This is a genomic window from Thermostichus sp. OS-CIW-20 (assembly GCF_054061455.1).
This window is the reverse complement of record NZ_JBSSEF010000001.1, coordinates 123,446-144,427: the sequence shown is the minus strand read 5'-3', so window position 1 is coordinate 144,427 and position 20,982 is coordinate 123,446. Positions and strand designations below refer to the sequence as shown.

Annotated in this window: 16 protein-coding genes and 1 pseudogene; 10 read left to right on the top strand and 7 right to left on the bottom strand. The window is 59.6% G+C overall.

The annotated features are described in order from the left end of the window. Positions 1–3 precede the first annotated feature (3 nt). Together rimM and gyrB are read left to right on the top strand one after the other, a co-directional pair. Positions 4–564, top strand: coding sequence for a ribosome maturation factor RimM (rimM, locus tag ACVWXC_RS00650; protein WP_011430368.1), 561 nt, complete (start codon positions 4–6; stop codon positions 562–564). A gap of 181 nt (positions 565–745) precedes the next feature. Continuing rightward, on the top strand, positions 746–2,674 hold the full coding sequence (gene gyrB, locus ACVWXC_RS00645) for a DNA topoisomerase (ATP-hydrolyzing) subunit B (protein WP_011430367.1): 1,929 nt from the start codon (positions 746–748) through the stop codon (positions 2,672–2,674). Here the strand turns inward: gyrB and ACVWXC_RS00640 are convergent. Together ACVWXC_RS00640 and ACVWXC_RS00635 are read right to left on the bottom strand one after the other, a co-directional pair. Then, the gene (locus tag ACVWXC_RS00640; RefSeq protein WP_457391212.1) at positions 2,625–3,884 is read right to left on the bottom strand and encodes an ATP phosphoribosyltransferase regulatory subunit; all 1,260 of its coding nucleotides are present in this window, start codon (positions 3,882–3,884) and stop codon (positions 2,625–2,627) included. The two genes, gyrB and ACVWXC_RS00640, sit on opposite strands and share 50 nt — an antisense overlap. Positions 3,885–3,937: 53 nt before the next feature. Beyond that, positions 3,938–5,014, bottom strand: a complete 1,077-nt coding sequence (locus tag ACVWXC_RS00635; protein WP_099812090.1) for a cysteine hydrolase family protein — start codon at positions 5,012–5,014, stop codon at positions 3,938–3,940. 152 nt (positions 5,015–5,166) lie between these two features. Between ACVWXC_RS00635 and ACVWXC_RS00630 the strand changes: the two genes are divergently transcribed. From ACVWXC_RS00630 to rpsD, 3 genes are all read left to right on the top strand, one after another. Beyond that, positions 5,167–6,528, top strand: coding sequence for a nicotinate phosphoribosyltransferase (locus tag ACVWXC_RS00630; RefSeq protein WP_011430364.1), 1,362 nt, complete (start codon positions 5,167–5,169; stop codon positions 6,526–6,528). Between the two features lie 146 nt (positions 6,529–6,674). Then, positions 6,675–7,811 carry a GDP-mannose 4,6-dehydratase gene (gene gmd / locus ACVWXC_RS00625; RefSeq protein ID WP_011430363.1) on the top strand — a complete coding sequence of 379 codons (1,137 nt, stop codon included), beginning with the start codon at positions 6,675–6,677 and terminating at the stop codon, positions 7,809–7,811. 164 nt (positions 7,812–7,975) lie between these two features. After that, entirely contained in the window at positions 7,976–8,587 is a 612-nt protein-coding gene (gene rpsD, locus ACVWXC_RS00620; RefSeq protein ID WP_011430362.1) for a 30S ribosomal protein S4, read from the top strand. A 242-nt stretch (positions 8,588–8,829) separates the two neighbouring features. Here rpsD and ACVWXC_RS00615 read toward each other — a convergent pair whose 3' ends face one another. Together ACVWXC_RS00615 and ACVWXC_RS00610 are read right to left on the bottom strand one after the other, a co-directional pair. Then, entirely contained in the window at positions 8,830–10,380 is a 1,551-nt protein-coding gene (locus ACVWXC_RS00615) for a TolC family protein (RefSeq protein WP_457391208.1), read from the bottom strand. Between the two features lie 291 nt (positions 10,381–10,671). Beyond that, positions 10,672–10,803, bottom strand: a pseudogene (locus tag ACVWXC_RS00610) (IS200/IS605 family transposase); the annotation flags it as partial. Between the two features lie 284 nt (positions 10,804–11,087). Between ACVWXC_RS00610 and ACVWXC_RS00605 the strand changes: the two are divergent. Next, a complete protein-coding gene (locus ACVWXC_RS00605) occupies positions 11,088–11,366 on the top strand; it encodes a transposase (RefSeq protein ID WP_228375527.1) in 279 nt (92 codons plus the stop codon). Between the two features lie 463 nt (positions 11,367–11,829). Here ACVWXC_RS00605 and ACVWXC_RS00600 read toward each other — a convergent pair whose 3' ends face one another. After that, entirely contained in the window at positions 11,830–12,825 is a 996-nt protein-coding gene (locus ACVWXC_RS00600; RefSeq protein WP_099813179.1) for a heme o synthase, read from the bottom strand. A 52-nt stretch (positions 12,826–12,877) separates the two neighbouring features. Continuing rightward, on the bottom strand, positions 12,878–13,813 hold the full coding sequence (locus tag ACVWXC_RS00595; protein WP_011430359.1) for a COX15/CtaA family protein: 936 nt from the start codon (positions 13,811–13,813) through the stop codon (positions 12,878–12,880). Between the two features lie 546 nt (positions 13,814–14,359). Between ACVWXC_RS00595 and ACVWXC_RS00590 the strand changes: the two genes are divergently transcribed. The 3 genes from ACVWXC_RS00590 (at position 14,360) to ACVWXC_RS00580 (ending at position 17,822) form a co-directional block, all read left to right on the top strand. After that, complete coding sequence (locus ACVWXC_RS00590; RefSeq protein ID WP_011430358.1) at positions 14,360–15,388, top strand: cytochrome c oxidase subunit II; 1,029 nt, start codon at positions 14,360–14,362, stop codon at positions 15,386–15,388. Next, positions 15,385–17,094 carry a cytochrome c oxidase subunit I gene (gene ctaD, locus ACVWXC_RS00585; RefSeq protein WP_414388584.1) on the top strand — a complete coding sequence of 570 codons (1,710 nt, stop codon included), beginning with the start codon at positions 15,385–15,387 and terminating at the stop codon, positions 17,092–17,094. The genes ACVWXC_RS00590 and ctaD overlap by 4 nt, the downstream gene beginning before the upstream one ends. A gap of 116 nt (positions 17,095–17,210) precedes the next feature. Next, positions 17,211–17,822 (top strand): cytochrome c oxidase subunit 3, encoded by a 612-nt coding sequence (locus ACVWXC_RS00580; RefSeq protein WP_011430356.1) that lies wholly within the window; start codon positions 17,211–17,213, stop codon positions 17,820–17,822. A gap of 86 nt (positions 17,823–17,908) precedes the next feature. On the opposite strand, the gene holA is transcribed toward ACVWXC_RS00580, so the two are convergent. Continuing rightward, positions 17,909–18,886 (bottom strand): DNA polymerase III subunit delta, encoded by a 978-nt coding sequence (holA, locus tag ACVWXC_RS00575; protein WP_457391205.1) that lies wholly within the window; start codon positions 18,884–18,886, stop codon positions 17,909–17,911. Positions 18,887–19,526: 640 nt separating this feature from the next. On the opposite strand from holA, the gene ACVWXC_RS00570 reads away from it, so the two are divergent. After that, on the top strand, positions 19,527–20,957 hold the full coding sequence (locus ACVWXC_RS00570; RefSeq protein ID WP_457391203.1) for an IctB family putative bicarbonate transporter: 1,431 nt from the start codon (positions 19,527–19,529) through the stop codon (positions 20,955–20,957). Positions 20,958–20,982 lie beyond the last annotated feature (25 nt).

Here is a 20,982-nt window from a genome sequence, read left to right as displayed (position 1 = left end):
GCTATGGTAGCTTCAAGGGATACCGCTTGGCTGCTGGTGGGGCAGGTGGTGGCTGCTCATGGACTGCGGGGCTGGCTGCGGGTTAAGTGCTGGTCGGATTTTCCGGAGCGCCTTACCGAGCCAGGGCCGCGCTGGCTGCAGCGGGATAGCGATCCGGAGCCTCTGTTGCATCCTTTGATCGAGGGGCAGTTTTTTCCCGCCAAGGGCCTATACCTGGTGCGGCTGGAAGGAATTCCCGATCGGACGGCGGCAGAGGCTTGGGTGGGAGCTAAGGTGTTGGTGCCGGCTTCCCAGCGCCTGCCCCTCGAGCCGGAGGAGTACCACTACTCCGATCTCATCGGCCTGGCCGTTTACCATCAAGGGCGGCTGCTGGGGCATGTCTCGGCCATCTGGGCCGCTGGCCAAGACGTGCTGGAGATCGCCACCCCCGACAAGCGGCAGGTGTTGATCCCCTTTGTGAAGGCTCTGGTGCCGGTTGTGGATTTGGAAAAAGGTGAGCTGCAGGTGCAGCCGCCACCGGGATTGGTGGAGAGCTTTCTCGGCCAGGATCGGGCAAGAAACTGATCTCCATCCCTGCATCCCCTGCTAAAGTTTGCCCTCAGAAGCGGCTGTGTGGCCGTTTTAGCCTTTTGTGCTATTATGGGGGCAGGTTTTTGGCATTTGGATTATCTCTGGCTTCTGGCGTCAATTTCTCTGGGTTTAGGTCGGCGGGGGCCGGGATCTCTCTTCGGGATTGGAGTTACGAATGACGGAGAACTACGGTGCAGAGCAGATCCAAGTTTTGGAAGGCTTGGAGGCTGTGCGCAGGCGGCCTGGCATGTACATTGGCTCCACTGGGCCGAAGGGATTGCACCACCTGGTGTACGAGGTGGTGGACAACTCCGTCGATGAAGCTCTGGCTGGCTACTGCAACGAAATTGAGGTTACTCTCCACCCCGATGGCTCGGTATCGGTGCTGGACAATGGCCGCGGCATCCCGGTAGACATCCACCCCAAGACCGGGCAGTCGGCGCTGGTGACGGTCATGACTGTGTTGCACGCTGGCGGCAAATTCGGCGGCGGCGGCTACAAGGTCTCCGGGGGGCTGCACGGCGTTGGGGTATCGGTGGTGAATGCCCTCTCCGAGTGGTTGGAGGCCAGAGTCTGGCGGGAGGGCAAGGTTTACTTCCAGCGCTTCGAGCGAGGGGCGGTGGTGGGATCCCTTCAGTCCGAGCCGCAGCCTGCCGGTGCCCAGCGGCGGGGCACGGAGGTGCGCTTTAAGCCGGATGAGCTCATCTTCCCGGAGCGGGAGTTTGACTACAGCCTGTTGGCGGCCCGCTTGCGCGAGCTGGCCTACCTCAATGCCGGCTTGAAAATCATCTTCAGCGATCTGCGGCGGGATCCGCCTCACCGCGAAGTCTATCAATTTGCCGGCGGCATTAAGGAATATGTGGCCTTCATCAACCACGAAAAAACCCCCATCCACCCCGATATTATCTATGTGCGCGGGGAGCGGGATGGCGTCGAGGTAGAAGCGGCATTGCAGTGGTGCGCGGATGTCTACACCGATACCTTGATTGGCTTTGCCAACAACATCCGCACCACTGAGGGGGGCACCCACTTGGAGGGATTGAAGACCGCCCTTACCCTCACCATCAACAGCCAAGCCCGCAAGCTCAACAAACTCAAGGACTCCGACAGCAACCTGGCGGGAGAAAATGTGCGGGAGGGGCTGACCGCCATCCTTGCAGTCAAGGTGCCCAACCCTGAGTTTGAGGGGCAGACCAAAACCAAGCTGGGCAACACCGAGGTGCGGGGCATTGTCCAGACCCTTGTCTCGGAAGCCCTTACAGAATACCTAGAGTTCAACCCCAACGTGGCCAGGGGGATCGTCGAGAAGGCCATCCAGTCCTTCAACGCGGCCGAGGCGGCCCGTCGGGCCCGGGAGCTGGTGCGCCGTAAGTCTGCCCTGGAATCTTCCACCCTGCCGGGGAAACTGGCCGACTGCAGTTGCCGGGATCCGGCGGAGTCGGAGGTGTACTTGGTGGAGGGCGACTCGGCAGGGGGCAGCGCCAAGCAGGGACGGGATCGCCAGTTTCAGGCGGTGCTGCCTTTGCGGGGCAAGATCCTCAACATCGAGAAGGCGGATCCCGCCAAGATCTACAAAAACGCCGAGATTCAGGCCATGATCACAGCGCTGGGCCTGGGGGTCAAGGGCGAGGAGTTCGATCCCAGCCAACTGCGCTACCACCGCATCATCCTCATGACCGACGCCGACGTGGACGGCAGCCACATCCGCACCCTGCTGCTCACCTTCTTTTACCGCTATCAGAAGGCGCTTTTGGAGCAGGGCTACGTCTACATTGCCTGTCCGCCGCTTTACAAGATCGAGTGGGGCCGCAACAACGTGCGCTACTGCTACAACGAGGCCGAGAAAGAGCAAGTCCTGCGCAGCCTGCCGGCCAACACCAAGTACACCATCCAGCGCTTCAAGGGCTTGGGGGAAATGATGCCGGAGCAGCTTTGGGAAACCACCATGAACCCGGCAACGCGCGTCCTCAAGCAGATCACCATCGAAGACGCAGCCGAAGCCGATCGCATTTTCACCATCCTGATGGGGGATGCCGTCGGGCCGCGTCGGGAGTTCATCGAGGCCCACAGTGCCCAGTTGGATCTGGCGGCTCTGGATATTTGACGGGGGAGATGTGGTAGCTGCCATCGGCCTGCACCCAGGCAATCTCCGGGATCCGGCAGCGGCGGGCGTAGGCCTCGATCTCTTCGGGCGTCCGATCCAGCAACTCCAGCTCCACCGCCTCTGACTCGCGCCAGCGGGCGGCCAAGGCCAGCGCCGCCGGGATCCCTGCCGGCACCAGTGGCACCACCAACCGCTTGCACCCCGTTGCCTCGTCCTGGGGAGTGGGGGGCAAAAGCCGCAGCAGGGTATCCGGCAGGAGGGTAAAGCCGATCCCTGGCTGCTCCAGTTGCTGTGGGCTATAGAGGGCATAGAGCCGGTCGTAGCGCCCGCCTAAGGCGATGATTTCTCCCCCCACCACTGCTTGGAAGACAATGCCGGTGTAGTAGGCCAAGGTTTGCAGCAAGCTCAGATCCAACACCACCCGCACTTGCTGGGCTTCCAGAATCTGGCACAACTGCCGCAGATCTCGCAGCCGCTCCGGCGACACAGGAAGCTGGGCCAGCTGAGGTAGAACCTGTTCCGGCTGGCCACGCAATCCCAGAATCTGCAGGCCAATCTGGCGGGCCGCCTCTGGCAGCGGAGCCGCTTCTAGGTAAACGTAGTCAAGCTGGGCAATGGCACGGCGCACCGCCGCCTGGGCCTTGGGAGTAACAGAGTTAAGCAGGCTCTCAGTCAGGCTCACATCTCCCAACAGCAATGTCCAGTTGCTGAGGCCAACAGCGCGCACGCAATCGGCTAAAAGCAGCAAGATCTCAGCGTCGGCTAGCCATCCGCCCGCGCCGATGAGCTCCACCCCTGACTGGAAAAACTCCTGGCTGCTGTAGGAGCCCTCCTCCCGCCGGCTATTGCGGAACACGTTGCCGTGGTAGTAAAGCCGCAGCGGCAGGGGCCCGCTGGCCAGACGCGTGGCTGCTGCCCGCACGATGGAAGCGGTGAATTCCGGGCGCAACCCCAGCATTGTCCCTTCCCCGTCCCGCAACTGCAGCACTGCCTCGGCGCGGATGGATCCCCCAGCCAGTAGCGTCTCTAGCCGTTCCAGGGTGGGCGTGATGATACGTTGGTAGCCGTAACGGCGAAAAACCTGGGTTAGCTGCGCCCCTAGCCTTTCCCGCCGCTGGACTTCCCGCGGCAAAAAGTCGCGGGCGCCAGTGGGAGGGCGCAGGGAACTGGTTTCCCAAAGCAAATCTGCACCGCCAGGACGATCGTCCACAGGCAAACTCCCACAGCCTGTCCTGCCGCATCCTAGCACTGGGGTAGAGGAGATCAAGTCTTCCGCCACGGAAAGCCAGGCCACGTCCAGAGGGGATCGGTGGAGCGCACCCGGTGCATCCCCGCGGCGGCAAAGCGGGCAAAGGCCGCCTCCGCCTGCTCGCTAAAATCGACTACGCCGGGGATCACCACCGGCGAGGTGCAATCTTCCAGAAGGTAAATCTTCTTGGCCAGGGCGGGATCCCTGGACTGGATCTCCTGCAGCAGGTCGCTTACCGTCCAGGCGACGCAGTGGCTTTTGGCTTGGCCAGCCACGATCAGGGCATCGAATTCCAGTAGGTGGCCGATAAGGGATTCATTTTTCTCGTCGATGGGATCCCCTTCCGGGCCGGTCAAGACTTCCGGGCTGAGGGCGGAGTAGTTTTCCGTCAGGGGGTTGGCCCCCTTGAGCTGCAAGCTGGGCTGGCTGCAGCGGGCAATGGTGTGGAAGAAGATCGCCTCCTCCACCGCCGGCACCAGGGCATGGCCAATCCCACCTAGCATGGAATGGTAGGGCCAGACAATGAGAGGATATTTCCCCCCTTTCTCCAATTGCTCGGCATAGTGGAGGGCGTAGACCTGCAGCCGCGTCAGATCCCCTTGGGTGAGGTTGGCGGCCACCGCGGGGTTGACCCGCCAGCGCCCGGAGCGAATCTCGGCGGCAGAAATGGCTGTAGCTGGCTCGGGATGGGATCCCTGGGCGTCCACCCAGAAGATGGGGTGGAAGATCTGCATGGCGGTGTGGGTGTCCAGGGTAGCCACGATCTGGGTGATGTGGGCGAGGTGGCGGTAGATAAATTGACACAGACGCCGGTTATCCTCCACCGCCCCCAGGCCGCTAGAACCACCCACAAACAGCTCAAAGCCAGGAATGCAGAAGGTATTTTGCACATCGATGAGCAACAAGCCTACCCGCACCTGGTCGGATTCTGCCGATGGGATGCGGTGCTCTTGGGCCCACTGCTCCGCCTCTAGGGCCCGCTGTTGGTAGGGCACCCGCCAAATCTCCCCCACCCGCTCGGGATCAAAATGAACAGGCAAGGGAAGTGTCGGCGGAGCTTGAGTCGTTACTCCCTGGACAGTGGTGTTCATGGCTTTTTAGAGTGCAGTCAAGCTCTTATCGCTGGGGCCACCTCGCCGGGATCCCTGGCAGGCCAAACTTGTTACCATAGTAGCTCCAACTTTGGCAAGGACTTCTTTGCCCGCTCCCCTAGCTTTTCAGCGGCTTGTCCCTTGAGGTTTCCATGGTGAATTCAGACTTCTCCTCCCTGCAGCCCCAGGACTACGGCCTGTTGACGGATCTCTACCAGTTCACAATGGCTGCCTGCTATGTGGGGGAGGGGCTGGAGAATCAGCCGGCGGCCTTTGAGCTGTTTGTGCGGCGCTTGCCTAGCGACTATGGCTACCTCATCGCCATGGGGCTGGCCCAAGCGGTGGAATACCTGCAGCAGTTGCACTTTCCGCCGCAAGCCTTGCAGGCGCTGCGGGAGACGGGCATTTTTGCCGAGGCACCGCAACGCTTCTGGGAGCTGCTGGCTAGCTGCCGCTTCGAGGGGGATGTGTGGGCAGTGCCGGAAGGAACGGCCGTTTTCGCCAACGAGCCGCTGCTGCGGGTAGAGGCTCCTCTGTGGCAGGCGCAACTGGTGGAAACCTACTTGCTGACCACCTTCAACTACCAAACCCTGATTGCCACCAAGGCGGCCCGCATGCGGGATGCTGCCGGGGATGAGGCCATTTTGTTGGAGTTCGGCACGCGGCGAGCCTTTAGCCCCCAGGCGGGCCTGTGGGCAGCGCGGGCAGCGCTGGCGGCGGGGTTCAACGCCACCTCCAACGTCTTGGCAGCTCTCAAGCTGGGGCGCAAGCCGGCAGGCACGATGGCCCATTCTCTGGTGATGGCCATTGCCGCCCTCTCCGGCGATGAGACCCGCGCTTTTCAAGCCTTCCGGCGCTACTTTCCCCAGGCGGTTCTGCTCATCGATACCTACGATCCCATCCAGGGAGCGCGCACAGCGGCCCAGCTCTTTGCAGCCACCCATCCGGATCAACTGGGATCCCAAGGCGAGATCGGCGGCGTGCGCATCGACTCCGGGGACCTGGAGGCCCTCTCCCACCAGGTCAAGGCCATCCTGCCCCAGGGGGCGCCGGTCTTTGTCAGCGGCGATTTGGACGAGTACGAGATCGAACGGCTGCACCGCTCCCAAGCCCCTATCAGCGGCTATGGAGTGGGGACGCGGCTGGTGACCGGCGAGGGCGTGAACGGAGTGTACAAATTGGTGGAGATTAACGGGATCCCAGTGGCCAAGGCCTCCTTTGCCAAAGCCACCCTGCCGGGGCGCAAGCAGATCTTCCGCGGTCCCACAGGGGACTTGCTCGGCCAGGCCGACGAGAGCCCGCCCCCTGGCTACCAGCCGCTGCTGCGCCCGATCCTGCGCAAGGGTGTGCTGTTGGAGCCCCTGCCGGATCTGGAGGCGATTGCCCGCACCAGCCGTGCCTCGGTCCTGCGCCTGCCCCAGGCAGTGCGGCAACTGCGCCAGCCGGCTCCCTGGCCTATGGCCCTGACCCCTGCCCTGCAGCAGGTTAAGGATCGTCACCTGGGCTCTTCCTAAGCAAGCAGAACCCCAGAGAAGGGGTTCCCGCTGCTCTATAATATTCTGGCTTTGGGGTTTCAGCTTTGCGAGTTTGTGCTTGGCAAGGCGCTGAAGTCCCCGCTCTGGCTGAAGTCTTACAAGTGCTTGTTTTCGCCTCCAGCTCTATGACCCAACGTGCCTTAATTACCGGCATCACCGGCCAGGATGGCTCTTACCTGGCCGAGCTGCTGTTGCAAAAAAACTATGAAGTCCACGGCATTGTCCGCCGCGCCAGCACCTTCAATACCGACCGCATCGACCACATCTATGTGGATGCCCACGATCCCAACGCCCGGCTGTTTCTCCACTATGGGGATCTCACCGATGGCACCACCCTGCGCAAGATCCTGGAACAGGTGCAGCCGACGGAGGTGTATAACCTGGGGGCCCAATCCCACGTGCGGGTCAGCTTTGAGGCGCCAGAATACACCGTCGATGCGGTGGCTATGGGCACCCTACGCCTCCTGGAGGCCATCCGCGACTACCAGCAGCGCACGGGGATCCGGGTGAAGTTTTACCAGGCGGGATCCTCGGAGATGTTCGGCCTGGTGCAGGAGATCCCGCAAAAGGAGACCACCCCCTTCTACCCCCGCAGCCCCTACGCCTGCGCCAAGGTGTACGCCTACTGGCAAACAGTCAACTACCGCGAAGCCTACAACCTCTTTGCCTGCAACGGCATTTTGTTCAACCACGAGAGCCCACGGCGAGGAGAAACCTTTGTTACCCGCAAGATCACCCGCGCCGTCAGCCGCATCGTGGCCGGCAAGCAGGACAAGCTCTACCTGGGCAACCTGGATGCCAAGCGGGACTGGGGCTACGCCAAAGACTACGTCGAGGGAATGTGGATGATGCTGCAGCAGCCCCAGCCAGATGACTACGTGCTGGCTACTGGCGAAACCCACAGCGTGCGGGAGTTTGCCGAACGCGCTTTTGCTTTGGTGGGCATGCCCATTACCTGGCGGGGATCCGGACTGGAAGAACAGGGACTCTACAAAGATCGCGTGCTGATCGAGATCGATCCCCGCTACTACCGCCCCACGGAGGTGGATCTGCTCCTGGGGGACGCCTCCAAGGCCAAGCGGGTACTGGGGTGGCAGCCCAAGGTGACCTTTGCCCAACTGGTGGAGCTGATGGTGCTGGCGGATCTGGAGGCCATCGGCTTGGATCCGGATCCCATCCTGGGGGAGCGGCGCACCCTCAACGGCCTGCTGAGCGAGGATCGCGCCTTCATCCGCACCCAACTGGGGGTTCGCTACGACTAATGGCACCGCTCCCCAAAGTCAGCTAAAAAACGGCTCTCACCCCTTGCTTAAAGGCCGGGCTAAGACCTTAATATAGGAGATCGCCAATTCTTTTGGCGCACGGCCAATGTTTTCGCCTGTGCTCTTCTGCTGAGTATCTTTGCCGATTTCGGAGAAACGCCCGCATGTCCCGCTACACAGGTCCCCGCCTCAAGATCATTCGTCGCTTCGGGGGACTTGATCTGCCCGGTTTGACGCGCAAGCGCCCCAAAAATACCAATCCACCTGGTATGCACGGGGCCGAGCGCAAGAAAAAATCCGAGTATGCCATCCGCCTAGAAGAGAAGCAGAAGGTGCGCCTCAACTACGGGGTGAGCGAGCGCCAGATGCTCCGCTACATGCGCAAGGCGCGGCGCTCCAAGGGATCCACCGGGCTAGCCTTGCTGCAGATGCTGGAGATGCGGCTGGATTGCATCGTCTTTCGCCTCGGCATGGCTCCAACCATTCCGGCGGCTCGGCAGTTGGTAAGCCACGGCCACATCGAAGTCAACGGCCGCAAAGTCACCATCCCCAGCTATGGCTGCAAAGTTGGGGATGTGATCACGGTAAGGAACAAGGAGTCTTCTCGCAAATTGGTGGCCGCCTACGCTGAGTATCCGGGGCTGTTCCTGCCCGATTACCTGGAATTTGACAAAGAGAAGCTGCGCGGGCGTATCAAAGAACTGCCTCCCCGAGAGCAGATCTGCGCACCAGTGAACGAGCTGCTGGTTGTCGAGTTCTATTCCCGTAAACTCTAGGCCTCTCTTTTGCCGTCATTGCGGATCGTGAGGAAACCTCAGGGGCTAAGCCCAGAGGGGGCGATTTTTCTCAGTTCGTCGCGTTTCTTCTGCTGGCGCCAGCGGTACTTGGCACCATGGCTATTTCGAAACGTTTCTCCACATCTTTATTACTACGCAACGCTGTCGCGAACGAGCTGCCCTAGCTCCCCTCTCCCAGAGGGAGAGGGGTTGGGGGTGAGGGAGAAAGAACCGAGCAGAGATCAAAGCCTGCCGACGGCCCGCTGCAGTTGTACCAGGGCGCGGTTGTAGGCGATTACAGCATTGGAGAGGTTGCCACGGGCGGTGGTGAGGGCAGTTTCGGCGTTGATCACCTCTGTTTGCGTGCCCACCCCGGCCTGAAGGCGCAGCCGCGCCAGGCGCAGGCTCTCCTCTGCCGAGGCAATCGCTACCTTGGCTGAGTCGATCTGTTCGCGGCTGGAGCTGAGCGTGAGGAAAGCCTCTTCCACACTGCGTCGGATTTCGTTACGGCTGCCGATGAAATTGTTCACGGCCACCTGCCCGTCGATCTCGGCTTGGCGAGCCTGGGCGGCCGCCTTACCCCCGTCCAGCCAAGTCAAACTGAAATTGGCGCCGACCGAGTAGCCGATATCGAAGCTGTCGCGGCTGGCCTTGAAATCGTTAACCGCATCGAGGGTGGCGAACAAACCAATCTGGGGACCGTTGCTGGCTTGCGCCAGGCGCACACGAGCTTGGGCTTGTTCCAACTCTCGGCGTTGGCGCTCCAGCTCTTGCCTTTGGGCAAAAGCGGCAACAATAGTCTCTTCTAGGCTCAGGTCCCACTCTCCCACAGGCTCGATGGGATCCCTGGCCAGCACATCAGTGGGACTGGGAAAGTTCAGCAGCTCGGCCAGGCGGCGGCGGCTCAGTTGTTGGGTGTTTTGGGCCACCAGTAGGGTTTGTCGATTGTTGGCCAATTCGGTCTCCGCCTGGAGAATCTCGAAGCGGGTACCCACCCCAGCCCGCTCTCGGGCTTGGGCATCCCGCAGGGTGGCTTCAGAACTTGCAACGGCAGCCTGGCTGATGGCCACTCGGGCATCGGCGCTCTGCAGATCGTAGTAGGCGTTGGCCACAGCTTGTTTCACTGTCTGCAGGGTTTGCTCCAGTTGCAGTTGGGCGACGCGCAGAGCTTCTTGGGCCAGTCTTAGGTTTTGTTCTCTGATCCCGTTGTCGAAAGCGGTGTAGTCCACCCGCACCACGCTAGCTGAGAGAGTGTGAACTTCGCGGCTTGGCCTGCCACCAGGCGAGGGAGGTTCGCTGTATTGGTAACTGGCTCGAGTGGAGAGGGTGGGGGCAAAAGCTGCCTGCGCCAGGGCAACCCCAGCCTCAGCCCGTTCTACAGCCAGCCTTGCCTGCTGCACCGCTGGGTTTTGGGCAACAGCAATCTCCAGGGCTTCTTGTAAGGACAAGCCCTCCGTCCGCTCGATGCGCACCTCCAAAGGGGATTGAGGCACCACCAGTTCTTCGGCCCTAGCAGCCCCCTGCGAGACCGGGGCAGGAGTGGCAGGGCGGGCCTCGGGCGGGATCGACAGGGTGGGAGGCAGGTTGGGGGTGCGGATGGCTCGGCTATCTGGGAGAACCAAGGCGGCAGGATCAGGCGCTTTCGTTTCTTGGGCAAAGGCAGGCACAGCCCAGAGCAGGCTGAACAGGAGGCCGCAGGGGGCAAACCGGCTAAGGGACGACCGGGATCCCGCCGAGCTTGGCTGTCGTTGAGGACGTCGAAGCTGGCCCCTGGCTAGATGCTGCATCGCCATCGCGTTATCACTCTCAACATCACCTCTAGCAGTATCGCAAAGGAAGGGACGAAGATAAGACGGTTTTCCACAGGCTTGATTGCCGCTCTGTTTGGGCCGGTGGCAGGAAGCCGAACCTTCAGACAGCCCGCAGGAAAATCTTCTGCGCCATCAGGGCCCCTCTTTACCAGCCCCAACAGGTCTCGAGACACAAAAGGATAGCTTGGTAGCCCCGCACTTGAGTGCGCGCCGGAAAAGCCCGCTAGCGACTTTGGTCGCTTACCCATGATGGGGGTCGTTGATATAGTTTCATAGCTCAAACAACCTCTTCCTGACTTCTCCTACCAAGACCTTTTTCCTTCTCTTTGGCCAAAAAATGAGATAAACAACCGCTAGCCCCACACCATGCTTGTAGTGATTGTACCGTTGACTTTCCTCTCGCATTATCGCTTGCCCATGTCAGACTGCGGTTGTCATGCCGCTTGCCAACAATGATGGAGTACGGCTGTCAGCAGGTTCGAGTCAGGAACAGGAAGCTAGTCCCCCTATCAGAGTACTTGTGTCAACAGTCTAATAAGGTGTACAACTGTGCTTTGTACTATGCGAGACAAGTCTATTTCAAAACGAAGCGATGGGCAAGCTATGGTGAGCTTTGCGCTGAGATGGCGAGAACCCGCACTTCATCGCGATGTATGTTTCCGCCGTACAACAGACCTGTAAGTCTGTAGCTGGAGTGGGTCTATGCCAAGCCTGCCCAGCCCCAATCGCTGGATCCGAGAAAAGCTCTAGCAATTGACCACGGAGTCAACAACTGGCTCACGTGCGTTAGCAACTTAGGACATAGCTTCATCATTGGTGGCCGCAAAGTCAAGTCCTTTAACCAGGGGTACAACAAGGAGCTGGCTAGGCTCAAGACTCACAAGCTGCGGGGGTTTTGGTTGCAAAAGCTTCGTCGAATTACGGAAACCGGAGAATGCAATCCACAAAGCTGCGGGCAAGGTCATTGACTTCTGTTTGCACCACTCAATTGGGAGAATAGTCTTTGGTTGGAACAAAGAATGCGGTTTAGGGAAGGTCAATAACCAAAACTTTGTTTTCGTCCCAACAGGTCGGTTCAAGGAGCGTATTGCGCAATTATGTCGGCATTATGGCATGGAGTTTATTGAGGTAGAGGAAGCGTACAGCTCTCAGGCAAGCTTCCTAGATGGAGATGAGCTACCTAATTATGGTGAAAAACCCCACGGGTGGAGACCCTCTGGAAAGCGTGTCAAGCGGGGCCTGTACCAAACGGCAAAGGGGTGGTTGGTCAACGCTGAGGCGAATGCTGCCGCCAACCTGCTTAAGAAAGTCAGAAGAACCTTGGGGCTTTGCCTTCAGGAACTGTCTAGAGGCGCTTTGACAACGCCTTTGCGACGACCGTGTAAGAATCCCCCGCCTTCAGGCCGGGGAGGATGTCAATTGGTTAAGTCGTCAACCCAGGGATCCCATTGCCCCAAGGTGGTTGGCCAGCGCCCCCAGGCTGGCATAGACACCCTGGAGAGAGGCAAGGGCTTGATCCCAAAGGGTGTGGGTCAGCGACCACCTGTCCAACCCCATGGCACCGCACAACAGCAGCAAGTAGAGGTTGGCAAAGGTGAAGAGGGAGGCTGCCCGCTCCCGGCTGTGCGGCTCCTGGAGCAACTGCACCGCCTTCCAAATTAGAAGGGATCCCAGCAGGGTCGCCGCGCTCAAGTAAAAGGATCCCAGCACGTGCAAAGGGTAAACCAGCAGTAGACTGACCGGCACCAGCAACAGGGCGTAGAGAAGAATCTGGGCGGCAGTCGGCCTTTCTCCGGCCACCACCGGCAGCATCGGCACCCCGGCGCGGGCATAGTCTTCTCGCTTTAAAATCGCTAGGGCCCAGAAGTGGGGCGGGGTCCACAAAAAGATGAGGGCAAACATCACCCAAGCAGCCCAGCTCAGCTCGCCCGTAGCCGCTGCCCAGCCCACTAAAGGGGGGATCGCCCCCGCTGCTCCGCCGATGACGATGTTCTGGGGGCTGGAACGCTTCAGCCAGTGGGTATAGACCCCTACATACACCAGGATCCCCGCCATGGCCAAGCTGGCAGCCAGCAAATTGGTAAAACAGGCCAGCAAGCCAAAGGACATCACAGCCAGGATCCCGGCAAACCTCAGGGCATGGCGTGCCCGAATGCGGCCAGAAGGCAAAGGACGATGGCGGGTTCGCTCCATCATCCGATCAATATCGGCGTCGTACACCATGTTGATGACATTGGCTGCTGCCGCCGCCATCCCCCCCCCCAAGAGGGTGACGCCAAACTTGAAAGGATCCGTATTGCCCGCCATCCACATGGCTCCAGCCGTGGTCATCAGCAAGAGGGCGATGATCTTCGGCTTCACCAACTGGCTATAGCTGCGCAAAACCTGCGCAAGACTTTGGTGATGGCCAAAAGGGATCCCTGTCACCGTGTTCTGACAAGGATCTGGACGGTAGGTTTGAAGGATATCTGCCATGGAACTACTTGCCGTTGATTTCTGCGGCCGCGGCTACCCTCCGAGGGCTCCGGGGAGAGCTTCCTTCCTCCTGGCTTTCAAGGCTGTTGCTCGTACGCCAGGCCAGCACCGTAAAGCCCAGCAAGCACCCCAGCAAAGCTGCCCCAATCATCTGGTGGGCTACCGTCAAGGGCTCCACCTGCAGCCGGTAGCGATAGGTAAGAACGCCAACCCCTACTTGCGCCAGCAAAAGGCCCACCGAACCATGGCCCAGCAGCTTGAGAATCCGCGGGAGCTGCCGGCGTCGCCAACTTGTGGCCACCGCCACCACCAACACCGCCAGTGTGGCCGGAGCCACCCCCAGCAAGTGACCGTTCATCACCCCGCACAGCTCGCCAGCAGCTAAGCACTGGTGCAACGCCCATTGGGAAGCCACCAAAGCTCCGAGAAGGCTCTGGACGTACACCAGCAGCACTGCCCCCAAGCCGAGCCAGGGCAAGTAGCCAACAGAAGCTCTCCCCTCCTCCGAAGGAGCGACGCTTGGCAGGGCCAGCAATCCCAAGGTGAGCAGCGTGGCAAAAAACAGCAGGCCCGTGCCCAGGTGAGCCGTCACAATGTCAAAGCGCAACAGCTCCGTTACCGTCAGCCCGCCCAGGATCCCTTGGGCCACGACCAAGACAAAAGCCCAGCTCAGGCCCCAGGGCAGCCAAGCGGGCAAGGCCTTGCGCTTCAGCCAGGCAAACCCCGTTAGCAGCAGGGTGGCCAAGCCCACCCCAGCAGCCACCAGGCGGTGAAACCACTCCAGAAACACCTGCAGGTTCATCTGCTCAGTGGGGACAAGCTCTCCATAGCAGAGGGGCCAATCTGGACAGGATAAGCCAGCATTCATGACTCGAGTGGCACTGCCCAGTCCCATCAACAGCCAAGTGGCCGCTGCTAAACCCAGCAAGGCTTGCCCCATGCGCAGGGAAAGCTCCCTAGACGGCAAGGGATGAGCGTGAGATTGGGAAATCGAAGAGTCCATCGCCGTTGAAAAAGTTATTGCAAGTCAATCCAAGCTCGGAATAATCTGCATAAAAAATAATCGAGATCGATACTTAAGCTATCCATTTCAGTTAGCGAGCTTAATTCAATAGGTCTTTGAGGTCTAACTGGCTCAGCATCTAGCTATAGGCAGACAAGGAGACTGACTCCCCTGTAACGGATCCTAAATGCAGACTTGCGGCTGGCGAAGGCTTTTTAAGAATTTCTTTGTGCTGAGCCACGCCTCCTCTGCATGCATCGTTCATCTTCCAGAAGCTCTGTCGATCCTGCCAATCAAGCCGCTCCCCTCTACCAATTCCCAGCGATGAAGATTCTGAAGAGATCCCTAAGCCTGGGCAATCCTCTCCAGCTCCCGTGACCTAAATGGATATGAAGGATGGGTGTGGCCCGCTTCGGCTCTGTTCGCAGAACAGATTTTGTCTAGGGCGGGCGTGCCTTGCATTTGCAGTGGGGAAGAGCAGTCGTGAGTGCGCTCAGTAACATCATTTTGGTGGGTATTGGGGTTCTGCTGACCCTGGCCAGCCTCTGGTATGGCCAGAATCACCATCTGCTTCCCGAAGCAGCGGCCAACTCGGCTCCTCTGTTCGATAGCCTCTTCAACAGCACGATCACCATCGCCACGGGGATCTTTTTGGTGGTGGAGGGGGTGCTTCTCTACTGTGCCATCCGTTACCGCAAGCGGCGGGGCGACCGTGGGGATGGGGATCCCAACCACGGCAACGTGCTGCTGGAGATCGTCTGGACAGCGGTGCCAGCAGTGATCATCCTCTGGCTGGGCCTGGCCAGCCTCGATGTCTATCAGGCGGTGTATGGGGGCGCCGATGTGGGCGGTCACATCCACACGGCCATGGCGATGGAGCCCTCCCAAGACTCAGCAGCAGGGGATCCGGACTATGCCTACACTCCCGCGCTGCTGCCCGGAAAGGAGATGGGCCAGCCGGAGCTGGTTGTCCAAGTTCAGGGCATGCAATATGCTTGGGTATTCACTTATCCGGAGTCGGGTTTGGTGGCTGGCGAGCTGCACCTTCCTCTTAACAAGCGGGTGCGCCTTAATATGACGGCTCTGGATGTCAACCACGCCTTCTGGGTGCCGCAATTTCGCCTCAAGCAAGATCTCATTCCGGGCCGAGAAACCCACTTGGAGTTTGTGCCCACGCAGTTGGGAACTTACCCCATCGTCTGCGCCGAGTTGTGTGGCCCTTACCATGGGGTGATGGCCGGGCAACTAATTGTGGAGACGCCGGAAGAGTTCGAGCGCTGGCAGCAGGAGCAAGTTTTGGCCGCCGGTGGAGAGGGTGGCGCCCTTGCCCTGGCGGCGGACTCGCCGTCACTGCCTCTCCAGCACGGGCATCGTCTGGAATTTTCTCCGTCGGAGTCTGCCTTTGTCCAAGTTCACCGGCAACGTTTGGGCCTCTCGCCGGCTGAGCTGGCCTCTCTCCAACTCCCCCTTGACGCACATTCTGGTGACGCCAGTAGGAGCTTCTTGCCATGACCCAGCTACAGGACAATCCCACCCTTGCCGCTGCCCCCAAAGCCAGCCTGGATCCTCCCGCCGAGCCTTGGTGGCGCTTTTTTACCTTCTCCACCGATCACAAGGTCATTGGGATCCAGTATTTGGTGACCACCTTTTTCTTCTACTTGGTGGGGGGAGCGCTGGCCACAGCGGTACGGGCGGAGCTGGCTACCCCAGAGGCGGACTTTCTCGGCTTTGAGCGCTACAACGGGGCCTTTACCCTGCACGCCACGATCATGATCTTTTTGTGGATCGTGCCGGCTTTGATGGGGGGCTTTGGCAACTACCTGGTGCCGCTGATGATCGGGGCGCGGGACATGGCCTTTCCCAAGCTGAACGCCGTCGCCTTTTGGCTGGTTCCACCCAGTGGCCTTTTGCTGCTGGCCAGCTTGTTTATCGAGGCCCCCTCAGCTGGCTGGACCTCGTATCCGCCGCTGAGCCTCATCAGTGGCAAGGTGGGAGAAGAGCTCTGGATCTTGAGCATTTTGCTGGCCGGAACCTCTTCGATCCTGGGGGCCGTGAACTTCATCACCACCATCCTCAAGATGCGCCTGCCCGGCATGAAGATGGAGGATATGCCCTTGTTCTGCTGGGCGATGCTGGCCGCTTCCATCATCACGCTCATTGCAACGCCGGTTCTGGCGGGGGCGCTGATCCTGCTCAGCTTTGACCTGTTGGCGGGCACGGCTTTCTTCAACCCCAGCGGCGGCGGGGATCCGGTGGTGTACCAGCACATGTTCTGGTTTTACTCCCACCCGGCGGTGTACATCATGGTTTTGCCGGTGTTCGGCATGATCTCGGAGATCTTGCCGGTGCACGCCCGCAAGCCCATCTTTGCCTACAAAGCCATTGCCTACTCCAGCTTGGCCATCTGTTTTTTGGGCTTGATTGTCTGGGTTCACCACATGTTTACCAGCGGCACTCCCGACTGGATGCGGGTGTTTTTCATGATCGCCACCATGGCCATTGCCGTTCCCACCGGGATCAAGGTGTTTAGCTGGCTGGCGACTCTCTGGGGCGGCAAGATCCACTTCCGCTCGGCCATGTTGTTTGGCATGGGCTTTATCTCCATGTTCGTCATCGGCGGCTTGAGCGGGATCATCCTTGCTTCGGTGCCGTTGGATATCCACGTCCACGACACCTACTTTGTGGTGGCCCACCTACACTACGTGTTGTTTGGCGGCAGCGTCTTTGGCATCTATGCCGGCCTCTACCACTGGTTCCCCAAGATGACCGGGCGGCTGCTGAACGAGTTCTGGGGGCGGGTGCATTTTGTGTTGACCTTTGTCGGCTTCAACATGTGCTTTTTGCCGATGCACAAGCTGGGCCTGATGGGCATGCCCCGCCGCGTGGCCCAGTACGACCCGCAATTTGCCGACCTCAACTGGATTAGCTCCGTGGGGGCTTTTGTTCTAGCCATTTCCACGCTGCCCTTCTTGGTGAACGCCATCTACTCCTGGGTGGCCGGGCCCAAGGCCGGCGACAACCCCTGGCAGGCTCTAACCCTGGAGTGGGCGACTTCTTCCCCGCCGCCTGCCCACAACTTCTACGGGGATCCCATTCTGCTGACCGGCCCCTACGACTACGGCCTGCACAGCAAGGAGACTTTGGATTACTTTGCCGCCCAGTTGCAGAGCTTGCGGGAGCTGGCGTTGGCGGAAGCAGAGCCTACGACTTCTTCTTAGCAGGGGGTCTCCATCTTCTACTCACCGGGCATTCCAGTCTTGATCCCGGCTGGGCTGGCCACACGGTCTCAGGAATTCTAAGGTTCGATTGGTTTATTTTTTGAGTGGAGAAGAATATGCAAGGATCCCTTGCTGCTGATGCCTTGATAGCCGGCCACACTCAGGCCCACACCGCTCACGCTGAGCACCCAGATCATCGCATTTTTGGTCTGCTGATGTTCTTGGTGGCGGAAGGCTGCTTATTCTTGGGCCTGTTCATGGCCTACTTGGCTTACAGCCTCACGGCCCCCGTCTGGCCGCCGGAAGGGACGCCGGAGCGGGAATTGCTCTTGCCTGGGATCAACACGGCGATTTTGCTCGCCAGCAGCTTGGTTATCCACCAGGCCAAGCCCGCCATCCAGGCCAATAACGTCAAGGGGCTACGGCTGTGGTTTGCCCTCACTGCCCTGATGGGTGCGATTTTCTTGGCCGGGCAGCTCTACGAGTACAGCCACCTGGAGTTTGGCCTTACCACCAACTTGTTTGCCAGCACCTTCTATGTCTTGACCGGGTTTCACGGGCTACATGTGGCGGCGGGGCTGCTGTTTATTTTGGCGGTGCTTTGGCGCTCCCTGAAGCCGGGTCACTACAGCGCCCAACACTACTTTGGCGTCGAGGCTGCTGAGATCTACTGGCACTTTGTGGATGGGGTTTGGATTGTGCTGTTTATCCTGCTCTACCTACTCTGAGTTCCGAAGAGGGATCCTCCCTGGTGAAGGATCTGATCCCGGTGGGTAGGCTGCCCGTTGCTAGAACTGTCCCTGAACGAAAAGGCTCAGGATTTCTGGAGAATGGCCACAATCTGGATCAGAGCCTCTTGAAACACTTCTCGCTCCGGTTGACCTTGCTTGAGCTGATACTCCAGTTGTAAAAGTTGCTGCATCACCTGCAGCAGCGCCGAGCTTTTTAGGGATCCCACCTCTTTCTGTAAGAAGTAAACCCGGTTGGGATTGGCGATCTCTGCTTTTTGGGCGATGACTTTGGGATCCCGTTCTCCTTCTTCAAGCAGCAGCCGCACCCACAGCCAGGTGCGGAATTGGCCCACCAAAACCGCTAGAATCTTCAGGGCTGGCTCGTTGGCATCCAGCAGATGGGTCAGGATCTGCAGGGCCCGATCCAAGTTGCCCTGGCGCAGGGAGGCGGCTAGTTGAAAGCTGTTGTAGGCGCTAGCAGGAACCAGGGCCTCGATTTGCTCAGGGGAGATGGGATCCCGTTGGCCTGCCGTAAACAAAGCCAGCTTTTCCAATTCCATTGCCAATCGGCGACTATCGTTGCCCACCGCCTCAGCTAACTTCTGGGCTGCCTCTGGGCTGAGCTTGAGATCCCGCTGCTGGGCCTCGCTGTGTACCTGCTTGAGAATGCCCTCTTCATCCCAGGGGGCCAGTTGGGAAAACTCGCGGACAATGGCCACTTTTTTTAGGAGCTGGGTAGATTTGAGCCGACCGTCCGGCTTGCTGCTAGTGGTCAAGAGCAAATGGGTGGTGGGAGGCAAATAGGCTAACGTCCGCTCCAGTTCTTTGGATAGCTCTTCCGGGCAATGCTGGGTAAGCGTTGTCTCTTCCAGCCAAACCAAGCGGGCATTGGATCCCAGGGGCGGGGTCATGGCCAGCTTAAGTCCGGCCAGTGTGGACTCCGGCGGCAGGCGATCGTAGTTAAAAGCGGCCCAGTCGGGATCCAGCACTTGCTCCCGCAACTGGTGCACCGCCTGCATCAGCCGATAGGTGTCATCTCCCCAGTAAAGGTAGACAGGCATACTCCCCCAAGTCCCCTCAGCTTGGTCTCCAGCTTTTTTCCGTAGTTTCTCTAGGCGTTATTTTGCTTACGTTAATCAGCGGCAGGTTCCGGGTCTTTATCCGGGATCTTCCGGAGAAAGCCTGGCCAAGTTTCAGCTTCTTTTCTCTCTAAAAAAACGCCAGCTTTGCATGATCTAGCTTGGCAAATTCTGTATTCCCACTGAAGAACTATCATCAATCTTCTCCTAAGCTGGGCTTAGAGACGGGGTTGGAGGGGGGGCTGCAAGCGTATGGACACCATTGGCGAACTGGAGTTCAAGGTGCAGGTTTTAGCCCGCTGCCTGGGATCTGCTCTGGGTTTAGGCCGGCCTATTCGTGTGCAAATTCATTATTGTAATCCCCAAGTCTTCAATGCAGGCCAGTTGGGAGCAGGGGTTTCCCCTTTCAACTCTGAAGAGGTTGGGAAATCCCAGCCCCACCCGCTAGCCTCGTTTGCCTAAAGGGCGCTTCGAGGTCGGCGAGGCAGCTAACTCTAGCAATGAGTCTGCGAGTTCTAGAAGGGGGATCCCGCTTGCCTTCCCGCCCTTGCCCCTGTTCGCTGGGGAGATAAACTCGGAAGATAGGCCTGAAGCACAAGTGCCCAGGGCGCTGGAAGGAGCGATGGAACGAGCAACGCGACTGTGGCGCGGCCTGCTGCTGCGGGATTTTCCTATCGAGTCCTGGTGGCAGGGCAGCCTTTTAAGCCGAGTGTCGGGATCCCTGCGGAGTTGGGGCAAAAGCAGCCTACTGGTGCAAACCTCTGACTGGATCGGTTTGGGCCTGGTGCTGCTGTATTGGGTCTTTTCGGCGCAAAGCTCCACCGGCATCCTAGGTCTGATTTTGCTGGCCATGGCGGCGCTTGTGGTCTTGGGCTGGCTGGTGGAAACCCCAACTTGGCTGCCCGTCCATCTGCCCCTAGGCCTGTTTTGGGGAATTGCCACCCTGGCCACGATCCTTTCGCCGGTTCCCTATGCAGCGCGGGAGGGCTGGCTGAAGTTGACGCTCTACCTGGCCGGCTATCTGCTGCTGCAGCGTCTGCTTCGCCAACTGCAGTTTCGGGATTGGATTGTCGGATCCCTGCTTTTGGTCAGCTTGGCGATGGGGGTCTATGGCCTGCGGCAATACTTTTACGGGGCTGCCGAGCTGGCCACCTGGGTGGATCCGGAATCGGGCTTGGCAGGTCTGACGCGGGTGTACAGCTATCTGCGCAACCCAAATCTGTACGGGGGCTACTTGATCCCGGTCATTCCTCTGGGGCTGGCCGCCACTTGGATTTGGCCCAGTTGGGGGGCGAAACTCCTGGCCGGGTTTACGACGGCGGTGAACCTGATTTGCCTGTTGCTCACCTACAGTCGTGGCGCCTGGATTGGGGGGCTGGCCACGCTCACCCTGATGGCCGTGCTGTTGGCACAGTGGCATTCTGTCGATTTGCCAGCCCGCTGGCGGCGTTGGGCCTTGCCGGCCCTGTTGGGCGGAGGGGGGGCTGCTCTGTTGCTCGGGATCCTGACGGTACGCTCCCTGCGGCTGCGGGTGCAGAGCATTTTTTGGGGGCGGTTGGATACCAGCAACAACTTTCGCCTCAATGTCTGGGCGGCGGTGCTGGAGATGATCCGCGACTTTCCCATCTTGGGGATCGGCCCCGGTAATGTCGCCTTTAACCGCGTCTACCCCCTTTACCAACGAGGCAACTTCAGCGCCCTCGGAGCCTATTCGGTGCCGCTGCAGCTCACCGTGGAGACTGGCTTCATCGGATCTTTAACTTTCGCCTGGTTCCTCTTGGTGCTCTGGGATCACGGCTGGAGATGCTGGAAAACTTTGCTCAACTTGCGGGATCCCCAGGGTCTGTGGGTGGCAGCGGGCTTGGCCGCTTGCACCGGCATGATGGTCCACGGCCTGGTGGACACCATCTGGTACCGCCCTCAGGTGCAGATGCTGTGGTGGCTGGCGGTGGCTCTCGTTACAGCCAAGCTGGCTTCCTCCAGGAATGTCCCAGAGGGAAGCTCCTCTCGCCGTCACAAGACTGTATCTGAAGTTACAACTTGCGGGGGATAGCGATGCTAGAAGTGAGCCGAGCTAT

Coding starts and splice junctions, on each gene's coding strand:
- gyrB (WP_011430367.1), top strand. CDS start 746: ATGACGGAGAACTACGGTGCAGAGCAGATCCAAGTTTTGGAAGGCTTG.
- ctaD (WP_414388584.1), top strand. CDS start 15,385: ATGACCCAGCTACAGGACAATCCCACCCTTGCCGCTGCCCCCAAAGCC.
- rpsD (WP_011430362.1), top strand. CDS start 7,976: ATGTCCCGCTACACAGGTCCCCGCCTCAAGATCATTCGTCGCTTCGGG.
- rimM (WP_011430368.1), top strand. CDS start 4: ATGGTAGCTTCAAGGGATACCGCTTGGCTGCTGGTGGGGCAGGTGGTG.
- ACVWXC_RS00615 (WP_457391208.1), bottom strand. CDS start 10,380: ATGGCGATGCAGCATCTAGCCAGGGGCCAGCTTCGACGTCCTCAACGA.
- ACVWXC_RS00630 (WP_011430364.1), top strand. CDS start 5,167: ATGGTGAATTCAGACTTCTCCTCCCTGCAGCCCCAGGACTACGGCCTG.
- ACVWXC_RS00570 (WP_457391203.1), top strand. CDS start 19,527: ATGGAACGAGCAACGCGACTGTGGCGCGGCCTGCTGCTGCGGGATTTT.
- gmd (WP_011430363.1), top strand. CDS start 6,675: ATGACCCAACGTGCCTTAATTACCGGCATCACCGGCCAGGATGGCTCT.
- ACVWXC_RS00635 (WP_099812090.1), bottom strand. CDS start 5,014: ATGAACACCACTGTCCAGGGAGTAACGACTCAAGCTCCGCCGACACTT.
- ACVWXC_RS00580 (WP_011430356.1), top strand. CDS start 17,211: ATGCAAGGATCCCTTGCTGCTGATGCCTTGATAGCCGGCCACACTCAG.
- holA (WP_457391205.1), bottom strand. CDS start 18,886: ATGCCTGTCTACCTTTACTGGGGAGATGACACCTATCGGCTGATGCAG.
- ACVWXC_RS00595 (WP_011430359.1), bottom strand. CDS start 13,813: ATGGGGCAAGCCTTGCTGGGTTTAGCAGCGGCCACTTGGCTGTTGATG.